24 protein-coding genes are annotated in these 24389 nt (G+C 55.0%); 21 read left to right on the forward strand and 3 right to left on the reverse strand.

All coding sequences use genetic code 11. The features are described 5' to 3' along the window. Nucleotides 1-976 precede the first annotated feature (976 nt). The 7 genes from Q363_RS14465 to Q363_RS46235 all read left to right on the forward strand — a co-directional run bounded on the left by Q363_RS14465 (nt 977) and on the right by Q363_RS46235 (nt 7212). Nucleotides 977-1405 carry a hypothetical protein gene (locus tag Q363_RS14465; protein ID WP_157466880.1) on the forward strand — a complete coding sequence of 143 codons (429 nt, stop codon included), beginning with the start codon at nt 977-979 and terminating at the stop codon, nt 1403-1405. Nucleotides 1406-1487: 82 nt separating this feature from the next. Then, the gene (locus Q363_RS14470; protein WP_157466881.1) at nt 1488-1718 is read left to right on the forward strand and encodes a hypothetical protein; all 231 of its coding nucleotides are present in this window, start codon (nt 1488-1490) and stop codon (nt 1716-1718) included. Nucleotides 1719-1764: 46 nt separating this feature from the next. Continuing rightward, nucleotides 1765-1953, forward strand: coding sequence for a hypothetical protein (locus Q363_RS40510; protein WP_157466883.1), 189 nt, complete (start codon nt 1765-1767; stop codon nt 1951-1953). A gap of 328 nt (nt 1954-2281) precedes the next feature. Next, nucleotides 2282-2704 (forward strand): plasmid mobilization protein, encoded by a 423-nt coding sequence (locus Q363_RS14475; protein ID WP_051978773.1) that lies wholly within the window; start codon nt 2282-2284, stop codon nt 2702-2704. A 275-nt stretch (nt 2705-2979) separates the two neighbouring features. Continuing rightward, nucleotides 2980-3606 carry a hypothetical protein gene (locus Q363_RS14480; RefSeq protein ID WP_157466887.1) on the forward strand — a complete coding sequence of 209 codons (627 nt, stop codon included), beginning with the start codon at nt 2980-2982 and terminating at the stop codon, nt 3604-3606. Nucleotides 3607-4046: 440 nt separating this feature from the next. Then, complete coding sequence (mobF, locus tag Q363_RS14485; RefSeq protein ID WP_035351376.1) at nt 4047-6800, forward strand: MobF family relaxase; 2754 nt, start codon at nt 4047-4049, stop codon at nt 6798-6800. A 103-nt stretch (nt 6801-6903) separates the two neighbouring features. Next, nucleotides 6904-7212 carry a helix-turn-helix domain-containing protein gene (locus tag Q363_RS46235; protein WP_035351378.1) on the forward strand — a complete coding sequence of 103 codons (309 nt, stop codon included), beginning with the start codon at nt 6904-6906 and terminating at the stop codon, nt 7210-7212. 81 nt (nt 7213-7293) lie between these two features. Here the strand turns inward: Q363_RS46235 and Q363_RS14495 are convergent, their stop codons facing one another. After that, a complete protein-coding gene (locus Q363_RS14495; protein WP_157466889.1) occupies nt 7294-8505 on the reverse strand; it encodes a tyrosine-type recombinase/integrase in 1212 nt (403 codons plus the stop codon). A 621-nt stretch (nt 8506-9126) separates the two neighbouring features. Here Q363_RS14495 and Q363_RS40515 point away from each other — a divergent pair. Beyond that, nucleotides 9127-9567 (forward strand): IS110 family transposase, encoded by a 441-nt coding sequence (locus tag Q363_RS40515; protein WP_035351384.1) that lies wholly within the window; start codon nt 9127-9129, stop codon nt 9565-9567. Beyond that, nucleotides 9477-10142, forward strand: a complete 666-nt coding sequence (locus tag Q363_RS14505; protein ID WP_084080362.1) for an IS110 family RNA-guided transposase — start codon at nt 9477-9479, stop codon at nt 10140-10142. Before Q363_RS40515 ends, Q363_RS14505 begins: the two co-directional genes overlap by 91 nt. Nucleotides 10143-11140: 998 nt before the next feature. Here Q363_RS14505 and Q363_RS14510 read toward each other — a convergent pair. Both Q363_RS14510 and Q363_RS14515 read right to left on the reverse strand, forming a co-directional pair. Beyond that, on the reverse strand, nt 11141-12409 hold the full coding sequence (locus Q363_RS14510) for a type II toxin-antitoxin system HipA family toxin (protein WP_035351389.1): 1269 nt from the start codon (nt 12407-12409) through the stop codon (nt 11141-11143). Continuing rightward, nucleotides 12409-12741, reverse strand: coding sequence for a helix-turn-helix domain-containing protein (locus Q363_RS14515; RefSeq protein WP_035351391.1), 333 nt, complete (start codon nt 12739-12741; stop codon nt 12409-12411). The genes Q363_RS14510 and Q363_RS14515 overlap by 1 nt, the downstream gene beginning before the upstream one ends. Before the next feature lie 602 nt (nt 12742-13343). On the opposite strand from Q363_RS14515, the gene Q363_RS14525 reads away from it, so the two are divergent. From Q363_RS14525 to Q363_RS14580, 12 genes are all read left to right on the forward strand, one after another. Further along, nucleotides 13344-14360, forward strand: coding sequence for a LysR family transcriptional regulator (locus tag Q363_RS14525; protein ID WP_035351392.1), 1017 nt, complete (start codon nt 13344-13346; stop codon nt 14358-14360). Between the two features lie 122 nt (nt 14361-14482). Then, nucleotides 14483-14818 (forward strand): TrbC/VirB2 family protein, encoded by a 336-nt coding sequence (locus Q363_RS14530; protein WP_084080363.1) that lies wholly within the window; start codon nt 14483-14485, stop codon nt 14816-14818. 55 nt (nt 14819-14873) lie between these two features. Continuing rightward, entirely contained in the window at nt 14874-15176 is a 303-nt protein-coding gene (locus Q363_RS14535) for a VirB3 family type IV secretion system protein (protein ID WP_035351397.1), read from the forward strand. Beyond that, nucleotides 15176-17668, forward strand: a complete 2493-nt coding sequence (locus tag Q363_RS14540) for a VirB4 family type IV secretion system protein (RefSeq protein ID WP_035351400.1) — start codon at nt 15176-15178, stop codon at nt 17666-17668. Before Q363_RS14535 ends, Q363_RS14540 begins: the two co-directional genes overlap by 1 nt. Before the next feature lie 13 nt (nt 17669-17681). Next, nucleotides 17682-18440, forward strand: a complete 759-nt coding sequence (locus Q363_RS14545) for a TrbG/VirB9 family P-type conjugative transfer protein (protein ID WP_035351402.1) — start codon at nt 17682-17684, stop codon at nt 18438-18440. Nucleotides 18441-18465: 25 nt separating this feature from the next. After that, on the forward strand, nt 18466-19815 hold the full coding sequence (locus Q363_RS36090) for a TraB/TrbI/VirB10 family type IV secretion system protein (protein ID WP_051978775.1): 1350 nt from the start codon (nt 18466-18468) through the stop codon (nt 19813-19815). Between the two features lie 9 nt (nt 19816-19824). Next, nucleotides 19825-20070: a hypothetical protein gene (locus Q363_RS14555; RefSeq protein WP_035351403.1), complete on the forward strand. Its 246-nt coding sequence runs from the start codon at nt 19825-19827 to the stop codon at nt 20068-20070. 17 nt (nt 20071-20087) lie between these two features. After that, entirely contained in the window at nt 20088-20897 is an 810-nt protein-coding gene (locus tag Q363_RS14560; protein ID WP_157466891.1) for a hypothetical protein, read from the forward strand. Between the two features lie 14 nt (nt 20898-20911). Further along, a complete protein-coding gene (locus Q363_RS14565; protein ID WP_035351406.1) occupies nt 20912-21763 on the forward strand; it encodes a type IV secretion system protein in 852 nt (283 codons plus the stop codon). Nucleotides 21764-21772: 9 nt separating this feature from the next. Continuing rightward, the gene (locus Q363_RS14570) at nt 21773-22456 is read left to right on the forward strand and encodes a VirB8/TrbF family protein (protein WP_035351408.1); all 684 of its coding nucleotides are present in this window, start codon (nt 21773-21775) and stop codon (nt 22454-22456) included. Nucleotides 22457-22969: 513 nt separating this feature from the next. Beyond that, the gene (locus Q363_RS14575; protein ID WP_035351410.1) at nt 22970-23353 is read left to right on the forward strand and encodes a single-stranded DNA-binding protein; all 384 of its coding nucleotides are present in this window, start codon (nt 22970-22972) and stop codon (nt 23351-23353) included. Between the two features lie 65 nt (nt 23354-23418). After that, on the forward strand, nt 23419-24369 hold the full coding sequence (locus Q363_RS14580) for a TadA family conjugal transfer-associated ATPase (protein WP_035351411.1): 951 nt from the start codon (nt 23419-23421) through the stop codon (nt 24367-24369). The last annotated feature ends 20 nt before the right edge of the window (nt 24370-24389 follow it).

Here is a 24389-nt window from a genome sequence, read left to right on the forward strand (position 1 = left end):
TCGTACGCTAACCAATATCACCGAGCCTAAAGCAGCTTCGCCACAATCTCGCGCTCACAATAGCCGTTCGCCGCGGGCTTCACGAATGATGCAGGTTAGATCTCTTCAGCCCAACTGGGGCGATGCCGTCTGGACCAGGGTTGCCCAGCATTCCAACACTACCCTTTCACCTAATATTTGACGGGTTACCGGATGCAATTTACCGGTTTAAGCGCAGCTACTACCTTCCAGCCGGGAGGACTCAATGCCAATAACTCCCGTTATGAAATTCTGGTTCAACCATAAGATCGCATCGATTTCATTAGCACTTTCCATCTTGGAAATCGCCATTGTGTGGGGTGCTACGACATTTCTTTACTCCAAGGGTCCGAACGCGTTCGTGTACCGACTAGCTAGTGGAGCTTGGGTTATTGGCACCATATTGTCAATTGTCTTCGCTGTCATAGCAATCCTGATTGATCGCAATCGAAAGATTGGTATGCTGGCCCTAATTGCGGCAGTTGTTGTCTTTTTTGTCTGTGGCCTGCCTATGATTGTATGAAGGTTGTAACCGCTGAACCCATACCCACATGCCCGATGCCGTTGTAGCCCCAAATACAGGGATAATCGTTCGTTCAGCCTCGCCAACCAATAAGAATTATGGGCCTGCGAAAGTGCCGGATTCGCAGATGCGTTGTGAGACTGCACTTATCGGAGCCGCCCTATTAGCCGGAGTATCCGACTCTTACAATAACCTAACAGTAGGTTGGACAGACGTTATGAAATTACTCCCATCAGCAGCCCCTGCGGCAGGTGTCTTGACAGCTGGAGCGGCGGAAGGTCTCGGCTTTACCGCAGCTGGCGCCGGAGCAGCCGGATCACTTGTATCTGGGGTCGCAGAAGCAGGGGCGTTTGTCGCGGGTGTATACCTTTTGGGGAACACGGCTTATGAGATGGGCCAATACATGTCCAATCACTCATGTGTAGGGAGATAAACATGAATAGTACTTCCGGAACACGAACCCAACGCATTATATGGGCGGTTATTGTAGGAGGAATGGCCTTATATTGCGACAAAAGAGCACCGACAGCGGATCGAGCCATCATCCAGGCAATAATCTGGACGGTCGCCGTATTTTCACTACTCTTCATCGAACTGCGTAGGACTCTTCTGAGAGCAAGGCAAATGTTGATCGCCATATTGCTCATGGCAGTTCACTTTTGCGGTATCTATGCCATTCGGAATCTATTTCCGTTTGATTCATCTTTCACAATCATAGTTGGCAGCGTGGCAGAGGCTATTGTGGTCGGGCTGGCATACATCAGATTAGGTCAATCGGTTGACCCTGAAGGTCCATTTGGACCAACGGAAGCGGAGAAACAGGCCAAGAAACGTCGTTCCCATATTATGAGTGGCCCCAAATAGTGGGAACCAGAACAAGCCGACAATCCAATCACGGATGCAACAAGCCGCACATGCAATGTGCGGGACGAGTCCGGCGGGTAGAGTGACCAAATCCGTCATAGGTGGGTTTGCCATTGGGTTCGGTATGGGAGCGGTCAAGGGATTCGTAACGGGAGAGCTGTTTGGAGGCGAGGTTAGTTTAGGCGCTACGGGACTGGTCGGTGCTGTCGCAGGCGGTTTCATCCAAGGTTCCGTTGGCGCGATGAATGGCCTCGGTACAGGTACCGCGTTAGCTGCCGAGTGCAAAGCGGGGTTCATGTATGACAACAACTAACGGAGTCTCTGAAAAAGCCCCCGCGCCGAAGCCTAGAAGAACGTTCATGCAGCGGCTAGGTTCCACAGCGCTTTGGTATGGTATCCCGGCTGTCTGTGTGGAGCTGTTCGGGATACCAAGGAACCTGTGGCCCTACGTGCTGATCTATGTTCTTCCCGCAACCGCTGTGGGGGTCGTTACTGGAGCGGTGATCGAGCATGCAGTCGTGACGCGTCGGAGCAAAGCCAGTGGTTAGGCTCTCCACGGAGACACGCCAGCAGGCCGCCCTCCGGGGCGGTCTTGCTTCGTCTGGAGGAGCGCGCTGCCTACGGCATCGGGTTGAGGGGTGACACGTCATCCCCAAAGGGTAACTGCAAAGGTGCGTCAAGTTTGCGACAGCTAACATGTCTCGTTTCAGTTGGTTACGTTTTCGTGTTTCCGGCTGTAAACACGAGCGTTTGGGAGCAGCATCGAAGAGTTTTCTTCGGTAAATGCGTTGCGACAGTGGCATTTGTAGAAACCGGCGAGGTAGAGGGCGCATCCAAGCGCTTCAAGTACCCAAGTTCCAGGCAGGGGCATCCCGAATGGCCTCCTCTTACGACAAGTCACACGAAATAGTCTCCCCCTCGTCCCCCACTGCTCCGGCGAATGAAACCTCCCGCGCGAAATCCATTGCGACGCGCCTCACAGACGCTGAGTTCGGCGAAGTGGAGGCGGCTGCCGCCAAAGCAAGAAAGAAGGTGGCCGAATGGCTGCGCGAAGCGGCACTCGCTCATGCGCGCGCCGCTCAGGAGGAGCAAACCGATCCGATCCTTCTGGCGGAAATCATGGGAATGCGCAACCTGATGCTGAATCTGTTTGCCAAGGCGTCGCAGGGGCCACTGAGCGTGGACGATCTGCGGAAGATGTCGGCATATTCTGACTCAACAAAAGGACAAAAGGCCGAAGACTTCCTGGCCCAAAGGCGTCGCCGAAACAGCACCAAGACCCCGGACAATGCGTCATGAAACTGTCTCGGATTCGCACTGCATTTCCGTGGCGCATCGCGGTGGTTCTGGCCCTGACTCCGTGTCTCCCTCTGCTGGCGTTTTGGGCGTGGTTTACTTGGGAACTTCCGCCGCTCCAACGGTATTATCTGGTGGCATATTGGGATAGCACCGAGGGTGCAAAGGAGCCCGGAGCACAGACACAAATCCGATGGCTATCGGAGACAGCTCCCGGACGCAAGAACCAGTTGCTGATCAGCTCCGATGTTACGGATGGGAGTCAGAGCGGTCTGCCCATGGAATTATCTTCCGCTGCACTTGGGCAGGGCTGGATTGGGATAGAGACAAGTCAAGTGCAAAGCATCGGGTCTGCCGAGTTGGAAGGATTTCTCCGAGAAGACTTCTACGATGGCCGGAGTCTTCCTCAAATGGCGACTGAGCCTTTGCTCTATAGCTGCGTAACTTTGGTGATTGTCGTGTATCTCGTGTTCGTCATGAAGGAGGAGATAGGCGACGAATGGAGACGACTTCGCCGAGCCGTTCCCGAACCGGAATGGAGATGGGAATCCGGAGGAGATCGACTCGCAAATCAAGAGGGACTCACCGCCCGGATTCGGTCGCACATCGTCCGCTGGAATAGCGAGACAAAGTTTCTGTTTAACTGGATCAATTTCAGGGCTGCAATCAGCCGCCATCACAGCATCAATCAACCCGTCAATATAGAGCGTCTTCGCGGTGATGATGAACCAGTCTCCACTGAAGTTCAGCAGGAGAGTTCAAACCCACAGCATCTTCCCAATCCACTTTCTAGCCAAGCCTCAAAGGCACTCTCCAACACTCGCCCCATCTTCCGCGGATCGTCAACATCGCACGCCGCTCGTTCGGAGTCAAAACCGTGGGAAGAATCTGAGTGGATTGATTGACGTAGGCGATCTCTTGTCTCTAGCCTTCTCCGAAAGCAACTGCGTCTCGCGGCTCGGCGCGCCAACTAATAGTGGAAGTACCTAAATGTTCTCAAAGGAGAGCGGTTCGAGAACAAAGCGGACTCCAATTCGCCAGGACAATGCGCCCGTTGAAATCCAGGAAGAAGACTCCATCTTCAGTTAAGACTATGAGGCGTTTCCGCGTCGTAATATCACCCTCAAACTACTAATTATGCGCCAGCAATTGATGCTCAATATACCTTCAATAACTATCAAGAGAACACACATGAATTATAGAAATCAGCAGTGTTCATAAGGTGTTTGGCGATTCCGTCAGTAAAAATAATTCTGAATTATGACCTGCTTATCCACAATTCGCGTTAGTCTATGCGTCAAGGCAGTTGTGAGATGCTGCCGCGCTCGTTGTGGAGCTGAAGCGCATGTTGACTATCTCCAAATCGTTGTCGGCTGGACAGGCCCGAACGTATCACTCCCGTGAGTTCAGTTCGGAAAAGCAAAACTATTGGAGCCGTGACCAGCAAGGCCACAGCGAGTGGGAGGGAAAACTTCCGCAGGAGTGGGGCTTAAACGGCAATGTTGGAGCCGCAGAGTTCGCTCGTTTGAGCGAAGGCAGGCATCCTGAGAGTGATGCGCAACTGGTTAAGCACCAGCCTGCCAGGACATACGACAATCGGTATGGTAAGCAGGTCACCAGCACGGAGCACCGCGCGGGTTGGGACGCGACGTTCTCCGCACCGAAGTCCGTCTCTCTCACGGCCCTTGTGGGCGGCGATGAACGGGTGCGTGCGGCGCACCGTGAAAGCGTGCGCGTGGCGTTGCATGAATTGGAGCGGTATACACAGGCGCGCATCGGCAACGTCCATGCGCCGGAGACAACGGGCAAATTCATCGCCGCGACCTTCGAGCATGACACCGCTCGTCCGGTAGATGGCTATGCTGCGCCGCAGCTTCACACTCACGCGGTCATTTTCAATGTGACCGAGCGGGACAACGGGCAGACGCGGGCGTTGCAAGAACGCAGTCTCTTTCAGTCACAACAGTACGCGACCAGCGTATACCGATCCGAGCTTGCGAGCAGACTCCAGGACCTCGGCTATGAGATCGAGCGCGGCAAGCATGGTCAACCTGAGATCAAGGGCTATTCGCAGGAATATCTGGAGGCATCGAGTCCGCGTCGCGTACAGATCAAAGGACACTTGCAAGAAATTGGCAGAGACGGCGCGGGCGCAGCGCAGGTTGCTGCTCACCGTACACGCGACAGCAAGGAGATCCATTCTCCCGATGAGGTATTGCAGCGGCACCGCGAGTTGGCTGCACGGTTCGGCCATCAGGCAGATCATGTAGTCGCAAAGGCACGCGAACAGCATCAAGTTGTGCAGCCGGAGAAAACGGTGCAGCAGTCGGTGACCTATTCGAGAAATCATGTCTTTGAACGCTCTGCAGTTCAGGATGAGCGCGCGATCCTACAAGCGGCGATAGATCGCAGCATGGGGCAGGCCACCTACGGCCAAGTACGAGAGGAGTTTGAGCAGCGGGTGATGCGAGGTGAGTTTCGGGCGATTGCACGAACGAATGGCAGAGCCGCACCGCTGTACACGACCGCTGAAATGATGCGCAAGGAACGTGAGATCGTTGGGCATATGCAGCGTGGCAATCAGCGCGGCTACGACGATCCAATGTTGCTTTCACCGCAGTTGCGAATTTGGACAGAAGATCGCCATCCTGAGTTGAACCGGGCGCAACGCAATGCGGTAAATGAGATATTCCTTAGCCGCGAGAAGATCGTGGGACTCGATGGCGTCGCGGGTGCGGGCAAGACAACGACGTTGGCAGTCGTCCGCGAAGGCGCGGAAGCACAGGGATACAGGGTCGAGGGGTTTGCGCCTACATCTCGCGCCGCGCATAAGCTCTCGGAGGCCGGCATGGAGACCTCGACATTCCAGCACCACCTCGCGAGAGGAGCCCAGCCGGACACTGGAGAGAAGCGACTGTATGTGCTCGACGAGTCTTCGCTAGCCTCGACCCGTCAGATGCACGAGTTCATCGAACGTCTTCATCGCAATGATCGAGTGTTGTTGGTAGGAGATAGTCGCCAGCATGAAGCCGTGGAGGCGGGTCGTCCGTTCGCACAATTACAACAAGCAGGAATGCGTACGGTGACGTTGGATGACATTGTTCGACAGCGCGACCCCGAGTTGAAGCAGGTCGTCGAGCAGTTGGCGCGCGGCCAGGTGGGAGCCGCTGTAGAGAACCTCGACCAGCAGGGCCGTGTGCATGAGGTAAAGGGGCATGATGAGCGGATCGTGGCCATTGCGCGAGAGTATGCAAAGTCTCCTGACGGAACACTCGTTGTTTCCCCGGACAACCGTTCGCGTAACGAGATCAATCAGCGGATACATGATGAACTGCAATCGCGCGGTGTTGTGAGCAGGCATGAGCATTCCGTGCGAACGCTTGTACCTCGTCAGGAGATGACCGGAGCAGACCGCAGTTGGGCACAGCAGTATCAGGTCGATGACATCCTGCGCTACTCGCGATCATCGAAAGAGACCGGAATCAAGAGGGGCGACTACACTCGCGTCCTTGCTGTGAATGCACAGGAGAATACGCTGACCGTTGTACGTGCGAGTGGGGAGCAGACAATCTACGATCCGCGTCGCCAGAGTGGAGTTTCGGTCTACCGAGAACAGGAGAAAGCATTCTCCGTGGGTGATCGAATGCAGTTCACCGCACCCAGCCAGGAGTTGAAGATTGCGAATCGCGACTTGGGAACCGTCGAGAGCATCGCGCCGGATGGAACGATGCGGTTGCGGTTGGACGACGAGCGCAGCGTCGCTATCAATCCGCAACGCCATCCGCATCTGGACCACGGATATGCGTTGACGAGCTATTCCAGCCAGGGTCAGACGGCAGATCGCGTGTTGGTTCACATAGACACCGAACTTGGTGCGAAGGATCTCCTCAACAACCGTATGGCGTATGTGTCGCTCTCACGCGGCCAATGGGACGCTCAAATCTTCACTGACAACCGGGAGAAACTGCCACAGGCGTTAGGCCACGATGTCTCGCACCAGAGCGCCTACAAGCCAGAACAGGCTATCGCCCTATCGCCGCAGAAGATCATGCCAACGCCTGACAAGGAGGTAAGGATGGGTTTTGGGTTGAGTCTTTGAACACCTCATTCGTGAAGAGATGAGGGGATGGTGGTAAGCAAGTCGTACTTGAGGACAGGGACGTTCAGAACACGCACGAAAATCTTTTACAGGAGATGGGACTATGTCGGCAGAGCGGGCCATTGATTTCGAGAGAGGCGCATTGAAGTCGCCACAACGGGAGTACACAAGGGCAGAATTCAGGGCCGATCGCAAAAAGCCTCCCCAGCGGGTCACTGTGGCACCCGAAGACAAACTGCTGGTGAGTCGTGAAGAGGCTGCTCAGCTTCTTTCTATTAGCCAGCGTGGACTCGACTACCTTGTGTCGTCGAAACGCTTGCCGACCCGGAGAATCGGAGGGCGAGTTCTCATTCCGGTAGCCGACCTTCGAAAGTATGCTCGCTGCGATCATCCGGAACGGATCGTTGGCTGAAGCCTGTCCAGCACGATTCATTTTGGCTCTGAAGAACAATCACGTATGGATAAAGCCGGATCAGTCCGATGGCTTTGCAAATCAAGCTGCCTTCTTACTGTTCAAAATAGATACAGCATTCTCTAAATGCCTCTGATCCATGTGGGCGTAACGGGCCGTCATCTGGATTGTCTTATGACCGGCGAGTTCCTGAATCGTCTTGAGGGGAACGCCAGCCTGTGCTAAACGGGAACAAAATGTGTGCCTGTTATCATGCCAGCGGTAGTTCTTCACCTTTGCCTTTTTGAGTGTTTCAATCCACCACTTCTTGTTATCGCCGATCCCGAATATGGAATCCGAAGGAGACTGATTAGGCCTGTCTTCAGCGCGATCCTTGCGCGACAAGTGCATGGCAAGAAGCGCCCGAAATGCCTCATAGACATCATCATTCATAGGTATATAACGGACTTCAGCGTTCTTTGTATCACTGACTGAAATACGGCGACGTTCGAGGTCCACATCTGGCCTCTGGAGGCTGTACTGCTCACCCTTACGCATACCGGTCCCAAGGGATATGGTGAGCTCATGGATGCGATGCTCCAGCCGTTTCCGCATCTGCTTGTTTAGAGTCGGGCAGGCGTCTACGGCATTCTGCAAGACCTTACGGATTCTCACTTCTTCCTCCTCACGCAGAAAGCGAATCACGCCGTTGCTGATCTTCTTCTGTTTGACATCACGAGCAGGATTCACTTGAACCTTGTCCCTTTCCTTGCCGTAGCGGTACATAGAAGAGAGCGTGACCTTAAGGCGATTGCGAGAAGCCGGGGCTAAGGGCTTACCCGTCTTGTCATTCTTTACTGAGTCAAGCCAATCGGCGAGTTCGGGTGGCCTGATGGATGCAGCTACACGATCTCCGAACTCCTGCTTGATTAGGCCGATGCGGTAGACCGGATTCCTTTGGTCCTTGTACTCTTTCGGATTGCGCTGGATATGACGCAATAGGTCATCACACAACTCGCTGACTGTGACCGAACCAGTGATGACCGGAGCGGCTCTTAGATCGTTGGCGGTCTGAGGTTTCTCTTTCGCGGTCTTGGGAATATAGCCTTCCCGGTCATCCCTGATCTTCTGAATCGTGGCCAAATGGGCAATGGCCTTTTTCATGCCGGCCTTGTTGGGGCCAAAAGACTTCTTTACGCCAACGCCTTTCACCTTATAGCGGGCGTACCAGTAGCCTTTGCGTTCATACAGCCCAGGAAAATCCTCATGGGCGAGCATTGCGTCGATTGTCTTTGCTGTGGTGTTGGCAGCCATATCCACCTCCGAAATCTCCGCTTCAGGATACGCCAAGTGGTACACCTTTGGTACACCACGGCCAAATTTTCATGCAGGCTATTGCAAGTCTTTCCAAACTCCGCAATCATCACAACGTCCAATGTTTATAGGGTTCCAAGCCGCATCGACCTGCAATCCGTCGAAGTGGGCTGCAAAGCCTGGAGCGCACTCCTAACGCGAAGGTCGCAGGTTGGACTCCTGCCCGGGCCACCACTAACTCCTTGAAAATCTTGCCTATTTGTAAACGAGGCCCTCACGAACAGAATAGCCGTGTCCCCGCCTGGGGATACTTTGGGGATACTTAGTGGCCGGTTCCGATGCTCGTCGGTGCACCTCTGTGCGCACAAATGGTCAGATCACGGGCCGCGCTCTGGTGCGCGTCGTCACCCTTGTGCCCACCTCCCATTGGAGGATAGCGGGGCCGAAAATGGTCTTCAAACGACCGACCGACTTAGAAGGACCGACACGCGCGCAACTCATCATGGCCAGGAGAACTAGTCTCCACTCAAAAGGCTGATTAGATAAGGGCGAAGGCTCCAACGCACCCCGGTAGACTGTGGTTGGTTTAGAGACCAGGGTCAGCGGGAGGAGGGAGTCCGGATGATCATAATAGGCTGTGATTTTCACCCAAGCTATCAACAAGTCGCCATGTTCAACACTGAGACCGGCAGAATCGATGACCACAAGCTAATGCACGCGACCGGAGAAGCTGAGCGGTTCTACAGAAAATTGGCTTCACCCGCCTTGGTGGGTATCGAAGCGGTAGGCAACGATCAGTGGTTCGTGTCCTTGCTGCAGAAGCTAGACCATGAAGTGTGGATCGGCGATGCCGCGCAGATACGTGCCAGCTATGTACGGAAGCAGAAAACGGATCGACGGGACGCAAAACACATTCTGCAACTGTTGATAGATGGTAGATTTCCGCGCATCTGGATACCGGGCGCGCGGAGATGCGGGATCATCGCCAGTTACTCATCCATCGGCATAAGCTGGTGCAGATACGCACGCGGGTTAAGAACGAACTCCAACATCTCATGTTGAACCAGGGAATGCAGAAAAAGCAGAAGCTGTGGAGTGAGGAAGGCCGTGCTGCGCTCGCATCTCTTCCTCTGGAACCATGGGCAGATCGACGTAGGCAAGACCTACTCAACTTACTCTCCATGCTGGATGGTCAACTGGAAATGCTGAGCGATGCGCTAACGCAGGTGGCCGGACACTACCCCGACGTGCATCTGCTGATGAGCCAGCCAGGAGTCGGCACCGTAACTGCACTCGCCTTCGTGTTGACCGTCGGAGATGTTCGCCGCTTCCCGCGTGGCAAGCAAGTCGCCAGTTACCTGGGCCTGATTCCTCGCGAGTACTCGTCTGGAGGCAAGCAGCGGATGGGCGGGATCAGCAAACAGGGAAACCGACTGCTCCGATTCCTTCTGGTTGAAGCTGCGAACAGAGCCGTGCGCTTTGATCCTGTATTTCGCAAGGAATATCTACACCGTTGCCATCAGAAACACTTCACCGTGGCCAAGGTGGCCGCAGCACGCAAACTCGCGATACGAATGTACTGGATGCTTCGCACCCAGACACCGTATCCACAAGTTCTCTCATCGAGGGTAGCCTGAAATGTATTCTGGTCAGCGAAAGCCAGACCGACAGGCTGAGTAGGCGCTCTCGCACCCAGCATAGGCTGGGTGTCCGAATAGAGGAATCATGGCCGCAGTTCGTGGCCGTATTGATGGTTGGTGGAGGACATTCCACCGAAAGTGATTCTATGAGGTTCCGCTCAAGCCCCGGTCTCTAAACCCTGGCTCAGAGCGTTGCTTCAAGCAGCGAACAGGATGTTTTGTCCTTGACACAGCCTTCGCCCTTATTGACGAATACATTTGCGCAGACTTGTCTTCTCGACCAAACTTCCCCTTGCAGTCCTGCGGGGGACCATACATATCGGGACTGATGCCTGCTCGGCATCAATGGCGTGGAAGCGCTTGCTTGAGATCAAGCCCTCGATGGCCCTTCGCCTCTCTCTCTCTGACGCCAAGTGCCGGTTTTCGACATATCATCTACTGGAAAGAGGTGACGCTTAGAAATGGCGACGATCGACTCGAGGATCACTCCGCTCGTTGAAGCTCTCATTGCTTCCGGCGCAGATTCGATCGCTTTAGAAATCCTATCCGAGATACGGCGCGGGCGGGTCGACGAGGATACTGAAGAAGAACTCAGAGAGGCGCGCGAGGCGATTGGCCATTTCCGAGAAGGAAAGCGATTGCCAGGCTTCGTACCAAGGGAGCCCAAGGTACGTCATCTCAGCGGTGAAGAGCAGATCGAGTTTGCTGCGGAGTATGCGATCGAACGTCTCACGCGAGATCTCGAGATGGCTGAGGCCTCCCTTGAGAACCTGAACAAGATCACAACAGGCAGAGATGTGGACAGCGCATCTGCAGGTGCCAACAAGCCGGCGAACACAGTATTGCGGTGGGTAGACACCGAACGCGTCCTAGATCGAAAACAGATTGAAGAAGCGAGGGCAAAGCTACCCGCGCTGCGCGAAGCGTTATCAGTATGGTCGACTGCGGCGCGGGAAGGTGCGAAAAGCCGATTGAAGCAATGTCCACCGGTATATTCAGTCGCCCATAACTTTCAGCTTCTGCGTCAGGATCAGGTCCTCATGGTCGAATGCCGAAGCCACAAGATTGATTTCAGCCGCTGCAATTCCCAGAGCCGTTGCTTCCTGTCTCCAGCGTGAGACGGCATTGCCCACTTCATACGCCGTCTGCCGCGCTTGCGTCTGATCGAGTCGGAAGTATTCTGCAACACTCAAGGCGAGTTCAAGCGAAGCATCCCCGCTCTGCTCATCAATGAGCGTGGACAGGATGCGCGGACGAAACTGAACTGGAACCGGGTTTAGGTCGTATGCGGGTGACAATCTCCAACCTCGATTTCCTTCATAGAGGAAGCCATGATTGCGCAGGTGATCGTCCGTATTCGAGATTAGAACCGAGAAGACAATTCTCCGCCAAAGCTCATGCAGATCTTCTGTGGGAGCCGCACCATACCTTTGAATCGCGTCCGCTATTTCCAAATAGCTTCGTGTCTCGTGGTCCACGGCCCCAAGCATACTCATTGCCGAGAGGAACGGCCGCCGTGTAGTCCCTTGACGGTCGAAGCGCCGCAGGAGAAAGACTGGCCTGCCAGCGACTTTTTCAATTCTGCCAGTCGCGGTATTGATTCCTGCTGCTGACGCTAACCGTAAGGCCGCAGCCTCCCACAAAACAGTGCTGATACGGTCGGCGTGGTGGGGGAACTTTGCAATCGCAAGCTCTCCATCGCGATCCCTCACCGAAGCTTTTGGGCGTGCGCCGCCGAGAGACGATCCGGGCGCAAGCAGCAGGCGCAAATCTTCTGCAGTTTCCACTTCGTCGTAGACGTGCTCGCTCGCAGCGAGGAGCGCAGGCAACTCAATCAGTGGAGGCGTTCGATGGTCGACGACTTGACGCAAAAATGGACCGCCCCCCTGTTCTGCGAATCGAAGAGCGCCCTGGCGCGTTTCATCGTCGACCAGAAGCAGATAGTCAGCCTCCCAAAGAGTACGGGGCGGCTCACCTGCTTTTCTTTCCCGCCTTGCTTCGGCGCGCATCATCAAGGCTCTGCCCCAGCGGTCGGGAGCCGAATCTCCAATTGCGCCAAACAGCCTCTTCCCGGTGTCCGTGTGGTACGGAGCGGCATCCATCTGCAGGGCCGGCTCTAAGGCAAATCGCTCTGGATTTTTAAGCCAGCTTTCGTCGTATTGAAATGTAGCGCTTTCAGTCCTGTTGCGAGCGCGCAGCCATAAACGCCCAACCAAGTGGGGCGTGTTGTCGAGGTCAACGTAGACAAATATTTGACGGTCCATCACTTCCTCGTTGGGGCTTTGGCCGCACGCCTGGGACGAATTTCAATTCGTTTCGGCAAGCGTTCTTCATCAAGTGCGAGTCCAATCTCGTCCGATCTTGCGCTGGCGAGTTCACGCAGCTTGTCGATCATCCCGAGCGCAAACAGAACAGCAGCGTAGGTTCCCATAGCAACGCCCGGATCGCCTTTTTCTAGCTTTGCGAGAGTGGTACGTGAGATAAACGCGCGTTGTGCCATTACCGCCACCGGAATGCGGCGGCGCAGCCGCGCATCCCGGATGTCGCTTCCGAACTTCCGCATCGCGTTTTTGACAGGGATGGGTAGGGTATCCATAATAATCAACCCAAGGCTACGTCCATAATTGTGAACGTAATAACGAGTAGTGTCAATTATTATGAACGCAGATAGTGGGCTTGCGTGCCATAGGAATGGATGCAACGAAGATCTGGCAACGGGCTTCGGTCACGCGTTGGCGACGTCCGCTGCTCAGCTGGCTAGACGCCCCGGGTGATCGGCCCGCGCGAAGCGCTGAAGTTCGGAAATTGGGATCAGGACCCGCGAGCCAATTCGTCTTGTCGTGAGTTGCTTGTTAGCGACGAGATAGTCGAGCGCACGGGCACTGATAGAGAGCAAGTCCGCGGCCTCTCTTCTCCCGACGAGTAGTCGCTGATTGTTCGGAACGATCGCCCTGGCTGGTGGTTTCCTCTGTGAGACGAACTCTTCTTGCATGGAATTGCACCTCCTAGCCCGCATGATGACGAGAGCTGGCTACGATGTCCAATTCATTTTGTAGATAGCGCCATAGCTCGGGAAGATGACAGTCGGTGCGCGGGGTTGACGATATTGATACCTCTTGTGGAAAATCATTAACGCAGGATTTACGGCAAGACCCGTGAACGGAAGTGTCCACCGCACCGCAGAGCACCGGGGGGCCCATGATTGACTACGATCAGTTGGAATTTCGTCACTTGAAGTATCTCCAGGCAATCGCTGAAGAAGGAACAATCACCGCAGCTTCAGCCCGAGTCCACATCACTCAATCCGCAATCAGCACCCAGATCAAGCAGCTCGAAGAGTTGTTTGATATTGTGCTTCTGCACAGAGAGCGAGACGGCGTCACGCTTACGCCGCACGGAGAGATCCTCTTAGCTTATGGCCGAGATCTCCTTCAAGGGCGTGAAGACGTTATCGACATGCTGAATGCCCTTAGAACGGGAGACATAACGTCTCTAAGACTCGGGTTCTCCGCGCTCGTCGAAAAGAAGACATTGGAAACGATAATCTCCGCGACGAGGCGCATCTTCCCTTACTGCAAAGTGCTGGCAGACGGAGATGAGATTGAGGATTTGGAAGCGCGAGTTGGGAACGGTGAACTGGACGGCGCTCTTGTCACTCTCCCTATCGAGCACAACTCGGACTTGATGACCTGCACTATCGCGAAGGTGCCACTCGTAGTTTGCATGAGAGCAGATGACCCTCTGGCGGCACATGAAGCGATCCCCGCCCACTTGCTCACGGGCAAACTGGGAATATTTCAGTATCAAAAAGTCCATCGTGCCGCATATTCCCGCCTGCTTGAACTCTTCAAATCGGTCGGAATAGAGCCACGCGCTACGAAGCCGACTACCAATCGAGAGCATATCCAATGGACTGTGCTGGAGAGGCAGGGTTACGCGCTTGTTCGGGAAGGGGCAAGACTCTTGCCTGGGTTGACCACGCGACCGATACACGGAGCGGAATGGACGATCGATACCGCTCTGATCCTGAAGCCGACTTCACAACATCCGGCGTTGGCGATGCTGCTTCGAGACTTTAGAAAGAGGACAATTGATCTCATATCCATTTGGGTTCCACAACTCCCGCAATACCAAGCCAGTTCAAACGGTAAGAAAAAGCCGAAATCTATCAGAGGGAAAAGCGAACATTCACTTTCGTTGTTCGAAGCAAGTTGACGATGCAAGGTCGACCATCTTCCGAAGAGATGGTGCTATCGAAAAGATGAATTGGACGACAGGCAGCTTTCCGCCTACTGTCTCGGCATACCGCGACTGATTCACAGTTGCAGGAGGTGGCGATGTCCCGTCGTATGCGTGTCTTAATCCCCAGACAATCCATCGAGGCCGTTCGTAGCATTGTTCGGTCGAGTCTTATCTTCCTTTGCGCGCTGCTTCTGCTGCCTGCAGCGGCGCACGCACAATCCGGTTCACCCTTCGACACCGGTTTCACCAACCTACAAACGCTCTTCACCGGCACAATCGCCAAAGTAGCTTCCCTGATCGCCATCGTGATCGGAGGCTACGGGTTTGCCCATGGCGAGCCCGGTGCCAAGAAGAACCTGGCTGGGGTTGCTGCCGGCACAGGCATCGCTGTACTCGCAACAAATGTCCTGAGTTGGCTTTGGGGCGGGTAATAGGACTGTCCCGAAACGGTCAACGTCCACAGCAAGGTTCACTCAACGAGGGCTTATGCAGATTCAAACAACAATCCGGCAGCGGCGAAACCGGGTCTTCAAGAGCCTGCATAAGCCGCTTACCTATCTTGGGGTCGAGCGGACGCTTTTCTTCTTCGTCTGCGTTGCTGCGGTGGGCTGCTTCAACCTGTTCAATTCGATTCTCGCTGGCATCGCGGTTTTCATCGGAGGCTATGCCTTTGGATCATGGGTTACGAACAGCGATCCCGCTTTTCTTCGCATCCTTGCTCGTTCCGACAAGTTCAAGACCAGATATGACGCAGCGAAACAGACCGTTCCTAGAACGGAGGTTCGATAATGCTTCGACTTGATCACGTCATCAAGCCTTGGAAAGAGGCCGCCGCACTCAATGACCACATTAACCTTTACGGCTTCTGGGATGAACACACCTTCCTGACGAAATCAGGTGACCTCGGGAAGGTGCTTGCAGTCCGGGGCGTCGATTACGAAAGCCTCGATCAGGCTGAGCAGGAGTATGCCGTCAGGCGGCTTGAAGCCGCGCTCAAGTCATTCGGGCCGGGCTTCCATGTCTACCAATACCTCACCAAGACCAGTCGACCCGACGTGCCATTCGCCCACTATGAGGACCCGATTGTCGAGACGGCGGTCGATCAGCGACGCACATTCTTCGAGTCCAAGCGGGATCACCTCTTTGAGATTCAGATCGTCTATGTGGTTCTCCTTGAGGGTTCGCGAACGAAGCGTGGCCTCGGTGCCGCCCTTGGAATGTTGTTCTCCGATCCTTCAGGAGCACTGGGCGAATTCAAGAGTCAGTTCAGTCAAAGAAGCATGAAAACGCTGTTGCGCTTTCAGATCGAAGCAAGTCTCACGCGTCTTAACCAGCGGGTCGACGCCTTTGCGCAACAGCTCGCGGACTTCGTCCACATTCAGCAGCAAGATCAGCAAGACCAGTTCACTTTCTTTCGGCAGCTTGTGAACTACGACCTCTCGCACATCGCAGGACGGCCTCAATCCTCACAGTTTCTCGATTACCAAATAGTCAACACCAACATTGAAGCAGAGCGAGATCACCTACGTGTCGGCTCGCACTTCGTGCGCCTCCTCACAATGAAAGAGGTCATTGGCGAAACCCGACCACTAGTTCTCGATGCGCTCTTAAAGATCCCGGCCAGTTTCATGGTCTGCACGGAATGGCAGCCGATCGCTCAGGACAAGGCACGGAAAGAAGTCACAAAGCGACGTAGACACTTCAACATTTCGAAGACGGGCTTCGTATCGCAGATGAACAGTGATGCCGGAACTACCAGTGCCCGAGACGTTCTGGTCGACGAGTCAAAGCAAGCCGATATCGAAAACCTCGGAGATTGCATGCGAGCTCTTGGAGAGGGCCAGTCCCTCGGAGAGTTCTCGCTGACCGTCGTGCTTCACGCAGACTCGCTTGCAGAGCTTGATCGACAGGCCGGCGAGTTCCAAGGGGTGTTCACGAACGCTGACGGCACATTGCATGCTGAGACTTACAACCAGCTGAACGCCTATTTCGGCACTGTACCGGGAAACTATGCTCTCAACCTCCGTCGCCTGTACCTGCTTAATAGCAACTACGCCGATTTGAGTTTCCTCCTCACGATCCTGCCCGGCGAGAAGCGGAACGAGCACCTGAGATCCGAGTACCTTGCCGTGCTGGAAACCGACAACAGCACCCCATACTTTCTCAACCTGCATAACGGCGAGGTCGCGCACACGCTGATCCTCGGAATGACCGGCAGCGGTAAGAGCTACCTTGCCAACTTTCTTCTTCAGAATGCTCAGAAGTATCAGCCCCAAACGTACATCTTCGACATCGGTGGTTCCTTTGAATCACTGACCCACATCTTTGGCGGAAGCTACCTCAATGTCGGCCAGGACTCGCGCGATTTCACAATCAATCCGTTCTCACTGCAGCCGACGAAAGAGAACATTCAGTTCTTGTTCTCTCACTTTCGGGTTCTGATCGAAGGCAGCGAGCAGCGTTACCGGCTGGATTTCAAAGAGGAACGTCGGTTATGGGACGCGATTGAACGCACCTATCAACTCGAGCCGAAGCAGCGCACGCTCTCGAACTTTGCCAACATCGTGGGAGAGCTGAAAGATCGGCTCCATCGATGGACAAAGGCAGGCCAATATGGCTTCCTCTTCGATAACGGCGAGGACACGCTATCGTTCTCCCGCTTTCAGACCTTCAACTTTGGCGGTTGGGGCGATGCGCCCGATGTCCTCGAACCACTTCTGTTTTACGTACTTCATCGTGCGTCGAACGAAATCACTGATCCTGCACGGCTCGCAACCTTCAAGCTCTTCCTTTTAGATGAGGCATGGCTGTTCATTCGAAACGAAACCATTCGCAGCTACATTGTGCAGGCGCAGAAGACCTGGCGTAAGAACAACGCTGCGATGGTGCTTGCGACCCAGTCTCTGAAGGAGCTCTCCGAGTCCGGCATGCTCCAGATCGTCTCTGAGAGCTGCCTCACAAAGATCTTCCTCGCCAATCCGGAGATGGACCGCGACCTCTACCGCGAGGCGTTCCACCTCAACGACACGGAGTTGGAACTCATCGCCGGGCTTGTTCCTCCCGGCCAAATGCTCATCCGTAAGGCGCAATCCAGCAAGAAGGTTCACCTCAATGTCGATTCCGTCACGCATTGGACGGCTACTAACAATGCTCGCGACAACCTCATCAAGCGCGACTACTTTGCTCGCCTCGGCATTGCCGAGGGCTTGCGAAAGCTCGCACAGGACCACCCGTTCCATCCGCGCTCCATCGTGTCCGCTACGGCCCACTCAACCCGCTAACCAAGGAGGCATCATGCAGCGCATTCTCATCTCCCTCATGTTCGCCGTTGCTTTCGCGGTTTCTGCCGTTGCCCAGAATGCTTCGGCGAGAACTGTCGCGTATCACTCGCAGGACATCGTGCCCATCCACGCCAAACTGAAGTACACGACTCTGATCCAGGTTCCCGGCACGGAGAAGATCATGGAGGCCGCGACAGGTGACAAGGACTTCTGGGTCGTCGATGTCGTGAACAACTTCTGCTTCGTTCATCCTGCGAAGGCTGGTATCAGCACCAACCTGAACCTCATCACGGACAAAGGCAACATCTACAGCTTTACCTTGCAGGACGTATCCACTACATCCCAGCAGCCAGATCTCAAGGTATTGATTCAGCCAGCCGATCAATCCTCGATCGTCGCGGCTGCGGGACCGGCTCAGTTCGTACCCGCGGCTCAGCTGGAGCAGTCGATGCAACAACTCTCGGCGCTGCAGGCGCACGTGGGCCAAGCGGTGGACGAGTACAAGAGCAACTACCAAACCCAGCTCAAGTTCGACTACCATTTCAAGGCAAACGAAGCGCCCTTCGACATCCAGTCGATCTATCACGACGACAAGTTCACGTACATCAAGACGAACGCGCCGGAGAAGTTTTCGGTCTACGAGATGAAGGATGGCAAACCCAACCTCATTTCGTATCAGCTCCAGGATGGCACCTACGTCATTCCGAAGGTGATGGACAGCGGGTATCTCGAATTGGGCAAGAAGCGGATGGACTTCAGCCGAAAGGCCTAGTCCGGCAGACGAGGAGGGGATGCAAATGACGGAACAGATGATTTCACCACCACCGCAGGGTGAGCCAGAGCTGAAACGGAACGTATTTGATCCCAAAGGCGTTTTTCAGAAGAATGCAAAGCCCTTGATGTATCTCGGCGTTGCACTCCTTGTCATCATCGCCGCGATCTTCAGCTCTCACGCCAATCCTGCGACGGGTAAGGCTGCCTCGGTTCCGAATCAGCCTCCGCAGCCGATGGTACAGGACAACACGGACAACAACATTCAAGATCTTAAGAACCAGCTTGCCGCGGAGCGGCAGCGCGAAGCAGAACAAGCGGCACAACAATCCGTCACTGATCCAGCCATTGCGCTCGCTACGCCCGCGCAAAGGTCCGCAGCATCCTCCTATAGCGCAACGGGCCAGCCCGTCCCTTGCGTGCCTGGTCAGCCTTGTATGCAACCACCGGCGTATGGCTACTCTCAACAGGGCGGTGGTGCTGGACAGCAGACTCCTGCGCAGCAGGCGTCACAACAGATCGAAGCGAAGGACCGGCAGAGGGCGTACGACTCACGCTTCTCTTCGAACCTTGCCTACAGACGACCTGCCGACCCTCCATCCTCTGGACAAGGGACGCAAGGCTCAGCCGTCCCGGTTTCCTATCCGCTGTCGAGTACTCCCCAGGCAGGTGGAGACCAACCTTCGACTCTCGTGTCACCGCGTGCCGCGGGCGAAGCTCCGGCGGGGCAGGGGTCTATCAAACGCAGTCCCGAGGTGAATATCGATTCAGCAGTCGGTCAGCCTTACGTCCTCTATGAGGGCACAACGTTAGACGCGGTACTCATGAACCGTCTCGATGGCGACGCGGTCGGGCCAGTCAAAGTGCTCGTTTCGAACCCGGTGTACTCCCATGATCGGCAACACGTCCTGGTTCCTGAGGGAACGATCGTTCTAGGAGAGGCGCGGAAGATTGGTTCCTCAGGCTTCGGCCAGCAACGCCGTATGGCAGTGGCCTTCCACCGCATGATCATGCCCGACGGCTACTCAGTCGACCTCGACCAATTTCATGGACTCGACCAGATCGGGGAGGAAGGACAAAAGGATAAAGTGAACAACCATTATCTGCAAATCTTCGGGGCTTCCATTGCTCTCGGGGTGATTGCAGGGGCCGCACAGATTTCACAAGGCGGCGGTGTTTACGCGGGCTCTGGTTCGCAGGTCTTTACGAATGGAGCCTCTGCGAGTGTTTCGCAATCGGCTACAACAGTGCTTGACCGCTTCATGCAGATCCCTCCGACGATCACCATTCGGGAGGGACACCGCGTGAAAGTTTATTTCACACAAGACATGCTTCTGCCTTCGTACGAAAACCACACAATTCCAGGAACATTTTAGGAGCCGAACATGTGTCATCGGAGCGGATCAATTATTTTTGGACTCGCCGTACTTGTGACTTTAGGATGCAATTCGCAGCCGAGTGTTGACAGCCTCCAGAAAGAATACGACCAAGCCCGCCAGCAATACGGCAAGGACTGTGGGGATCAGTTCATGAAGGCGAAGCCAGAGTTTGATCAAAAGTGCAAGGACGAGGAAGCCAAAATGAACGAAGCCTACAAACGACTGCAGGCGGCAAAAACTACCGGCAAGTAGCAACCAGGAGAAAAAATATGAAGAGACTATGGCTAAGCTCCATGGCCGCGAGCCTTCTCGTGGCTCCGGCATCCTACGCTCAATTCGGCTCCGGCATTGTGTATGACCCAACCCAGTCAGCACATGTCGCACAACAGATCCTCCAAGCGAACCAGTTGTATAGCACCACCGCGGAAACTAGCCGAAACGTCATCGGTGCTTACAACCTCGCGCAGCGCATGGCCACATTGCCTCAGAGCTATTACTTCGCGTACACCAACATGGGACGGCAGCAGTGGTCTACACTTCAGCAGCCTGCGAACACTTATGGGAACTCACTTCCATGGATGAACGCCGCAACATACGGGACTGGGGCAACGAGCGCGAACCAAACGGCGAGTATTTCGCGTACCTCCCAGATGAACGGCTATGGGAATCTCAGCACTCAGGGCAAACAGACCATAGCTGCGCAAGGCGCAACAGTGGACCTTTCGGACGCCGTAAATGCTTCGAATCTTCAGACGGTTGGCACGATCCGAGCAAACTCCTCGCAGCGAGAGAACGACATTTCCGCGCTTGAGGCAGCCAGCCATTCCGCGGACCCGGCGCAACATACCGAGATGGCCACGTTGCAGCGTATGAATCAAGCGTTGCTGATTGAACTAAGAACGCAACAGGAGACGAACCAAATGATTCAAGCTCAGGCTCTCCAGATGATGGTGGGTCAAAAGGTGCAGCAGGACAATATGAAGTCGTTATTCCAGACCGGGAATGACTACCAACAGACATTCAACACCGTCACTCCACAGCATTCGAGTGCGGGCACGCAGTGGGCACTTCATTACTAAAGCCGGAGGCTGCGATGGACTTCCTCATCATTATCAAAGACGGATGCGACAAACTGACGGCTACGATGGGGCCTTCCGTAGATTCGCTGGGCCTCCATATGGTCATCTCACTCGCAACCATCATGCTCGTGTGGTTTGGTGTTCAGGAAGCCCTCGCCTCATCGCAAGGAGGACTTGGCTTCAGCATCGGAAAGTTCCTCAATTTCTTCATACTGATTACCTTCGCCTACTGTTTCGTAAAGTTCTACGACTCATCGATCCCAGGCATCGGCTATTCGCTAAAAGGATTTGTGTCTGGTGGAACAAGCAGCCTGGTCAACTACATCGGCACTGATCAGACTCAGGAAGTGCAGAACACAATACATCAAGCTCTTTCAAAAATTGGTACGCTATCGCCTTCATTTACCGAGCCGTATACGCTGCTTTGCACATTTACAGTGCAGATCATCCTTACGATTCTCACTGCCGTTATCGCCGTCATCATCGCTTACGGTGCGATTGCCGCAACCATCGTCGGCTTGCTCGGACCTATCTTCATCCCATGGATGGTCTTCGATAAGACGGAGTTTCTTTTTTGGGGCTGGCTTCGCGCCTACTTAGGCTTCATGTTTTACAAAGTGGTTGCAGCTGCCACCTTAAGCGTCATCAGTCATCTTTTGATTACCTACCTGACCAGTGGAGCCATGAATGTCGATTCACCGGCAAAGCTTATTTATCTAATGCCAGGTCTGCTCGTTTTGGTGTTCGTAGCTTGCTTCATTCTCATCAAGATTCCCGCCATGACGGCATCGCTCTTCTCAGGCCATACGGGCGGCCACGACGGCGGCCTTTCAATCGCTACCGGCGCTATGATGCTGGCGAAATAGGAGGATGTTATGTCAGCAACCAGCACTCACAATCAGGAACTGACGCGAGCTGCCGAACGCTACTTGGAGCAGTATGGCGATCCCTTGGTGATGAATACGTATCTCAAGGTGGCCATCCTTTGCCTCGTAGCGGTGTGCCTCGTTCTCGCGTGCCTCACCTACAAGAGTCAGAAGGCTCTTGCTTCGATGCACCCGATGATCGTGCGCATCAATGATGTCGGCCGTGCCGAAGCCGTGGACTATCGCAACTTCCAATACCGCCCCCAGGAAGCTGAGAACAAGTACTACCTTTCCCGTTGGGCAGAGCTTTACTTTGCTCGGAATCGCTTCACCATTGAGCGCGACCAGACGAATGCGCTGTACTTCCTGAATGGCGATGTTCAGCACGCGGTGATCGAGCAGGAGCGAAAGGACAACATCATCCCGAACTACACCAAGGATGCGACGCTCCCGTATGTCGATGTTGAGGTGAAGAACATCGTGCTTGACGACCTTCGACAGTCGCCTTATTCAGCGCGGATCGAGTTTCAGAAGGTGTACACGAACCCGGCGGATCATACGGAGCTAAAGCGGGAGCGATGGACGGCTAGCGTCACCTACGTATTCCGAAACGAAGTGAAAAACAATGAACTGGCGGTCAATCCTCTGGGGCTCACGATCGTTCGCTTCCGGGCCGACCAGGCTTTCAGCTAAAGAACCGAACCCGAATCGAGGTCTCCACGATGTTCGATCATGCTGTCGAATCGGCTGCACAGCCCAACTCGCCTCTGAAAGCGCCCACGCCGCCTGTTGCGAGCTGCGAAATGCGCGGTGAGCTGTGCTCAAAACCGTCCATCTGGGACTCCAACACCGCTCGGTTAGCTGCTGCGACTTGGGCAAACCTCTGCTGCCGAGAAGCGAAGGCTGACTCCAGTGCATTGGGGGTTCATCCTCCTCGTATCCCGCCCTCTGCTCGGGGTCACGCTTCGGGGCCTTTCCGGCGCCCTGCGGCACGGCGTCGTTCTGCTTCGGCTTCGCCGCCCTTTCAGGGTCCCGGTTCCTCCCAAAAGAAGTTTGAAAGCCGCGGCAACGAACGCCGCTCAAACTTCTTTCGGGCCCCGCCAAGAAAGCACTCCTTGGCACTTGGGAGCGGGGCCCACTCGCTGGGCTTCGCCTAGTGTGACCCGAGCAGGATACGGGAAATTCAACGAAACGGAGATCACCACCATGTACACGAACAAAGTCACCCTCATCGGTTTCCTCGGCAACGACGCAGAAGTTCGCTCCAACGACAACCGCACCTTCACCATACTCTCGCTGGCAACGAAGTCTTCCTACAAGAAGGACGGCAAGTACATCGAGCACACCGAATGGCACCGCTGCATCGTCTTCGGCAAGCTCGGAGATTTTGCAGGCGGCTTGAAGAAGGGCGCTCACATCATGGTCGAGGGCGAACTGCGCAGCCGCAAGTACACCAGCACGAAGACCAACTCGGAGCAGACCATCTGGGAAATCCGAGTGGACTCGATTATCAAGCTGGATCGGGCAGCCAAGGCCGACCCGGAAGAGCAGGAGAACGAAGACGCACCTGTAGAGGAAGTGGTCGCCTAGGCCGCTTCCATTTACTTCTCGGAAGGTCGGCTAACTCCGGCCTTCCAGCGCTGTGAGGTCCCGCTATGAGCTTTGAACTGATCCTTCCATTCCTTCGCCCGATTGAACCGTTGCTCATGGACGATCGCGTCAGCGAGATCATGGGCAATCCCGATGGTTCCTGGTGGTCCGAACGTGAAGGTGTCGTCCGGCATGAGCCGTCCGTCACCATGCGCTCTGACAGCCTTCGCACCGGGTTAGAAGTCATCGCCAATCAGCTTGGCAAACGCCTCGACGAAGACAGCCCAGTCTTGAACGTTCAACTGCCGGACGGAAGCCGCCTGGCGGCGGTCATTCCACCCGTGGTGAAGCCCTCTCCTGCCGTGACGATACGGAAGTTCAACAGCCGCCATTTTGTGTTGGAAGACCTTATCGCTCGCGGTACGCTAACGCTCCCGCTTGCGGAGTACTTGGCGGCGCAGATCGCTGACGGAAAGACGCTGCTCATCAGCGGAGGTACTGGCACGGGGAAAACCACGCTCCTGCGCATCCTGGCGGATGCGATACCAGCGCATCAGCGCATCGTTGTGATCGAAGACACCGTCGAGCTTGCCATCAAGAAGCCGAACATCCTGGCTGTCGAATGTCAGACCGATACGTTCAAGTCTGTCATCAGTTTCGATGACCTCTTGAAGTCGGCTCTAAGGTGGCGTCCCGACCGGATCATCCTCGGCGAGGTACGCGGCGTGGAGGCTCGCACACTGCTTGATTCGCTGAACACCGGACACTCCGGTTCACTTGCCACGATCCACGCCAATACGGCGGAGAAAGCCCTGCATCGCCTCGCCAACCTTGTGATGCGAAGCCATGCGCAATCAACCTTTGCCGACATCGAGGCAGAGATCGCCGATGCGGTCGACTTCGTCGTCCACATCGAGCGTGAACCCGGACGCCGGATCGTGCGGGAAGCCCTCGCGCTCTCCGGCTATGACCGCGACACTAAACGCTTTCAGATCGAACCCGTTTTCAGCGCTTGATTTCATCACCTAAAGGAGAA

This window comes from Edaphobacter aggregans DSM 19364, from assembly GCF_000745965.1.
In the GTDB taxonomy this organism is placed as follows: Bacteria; Acidobacteriota; Terriglobia; order Terriglobales; family Acidobacteriaceae; genus Edaphobacter; species Edaphobacter aggregans.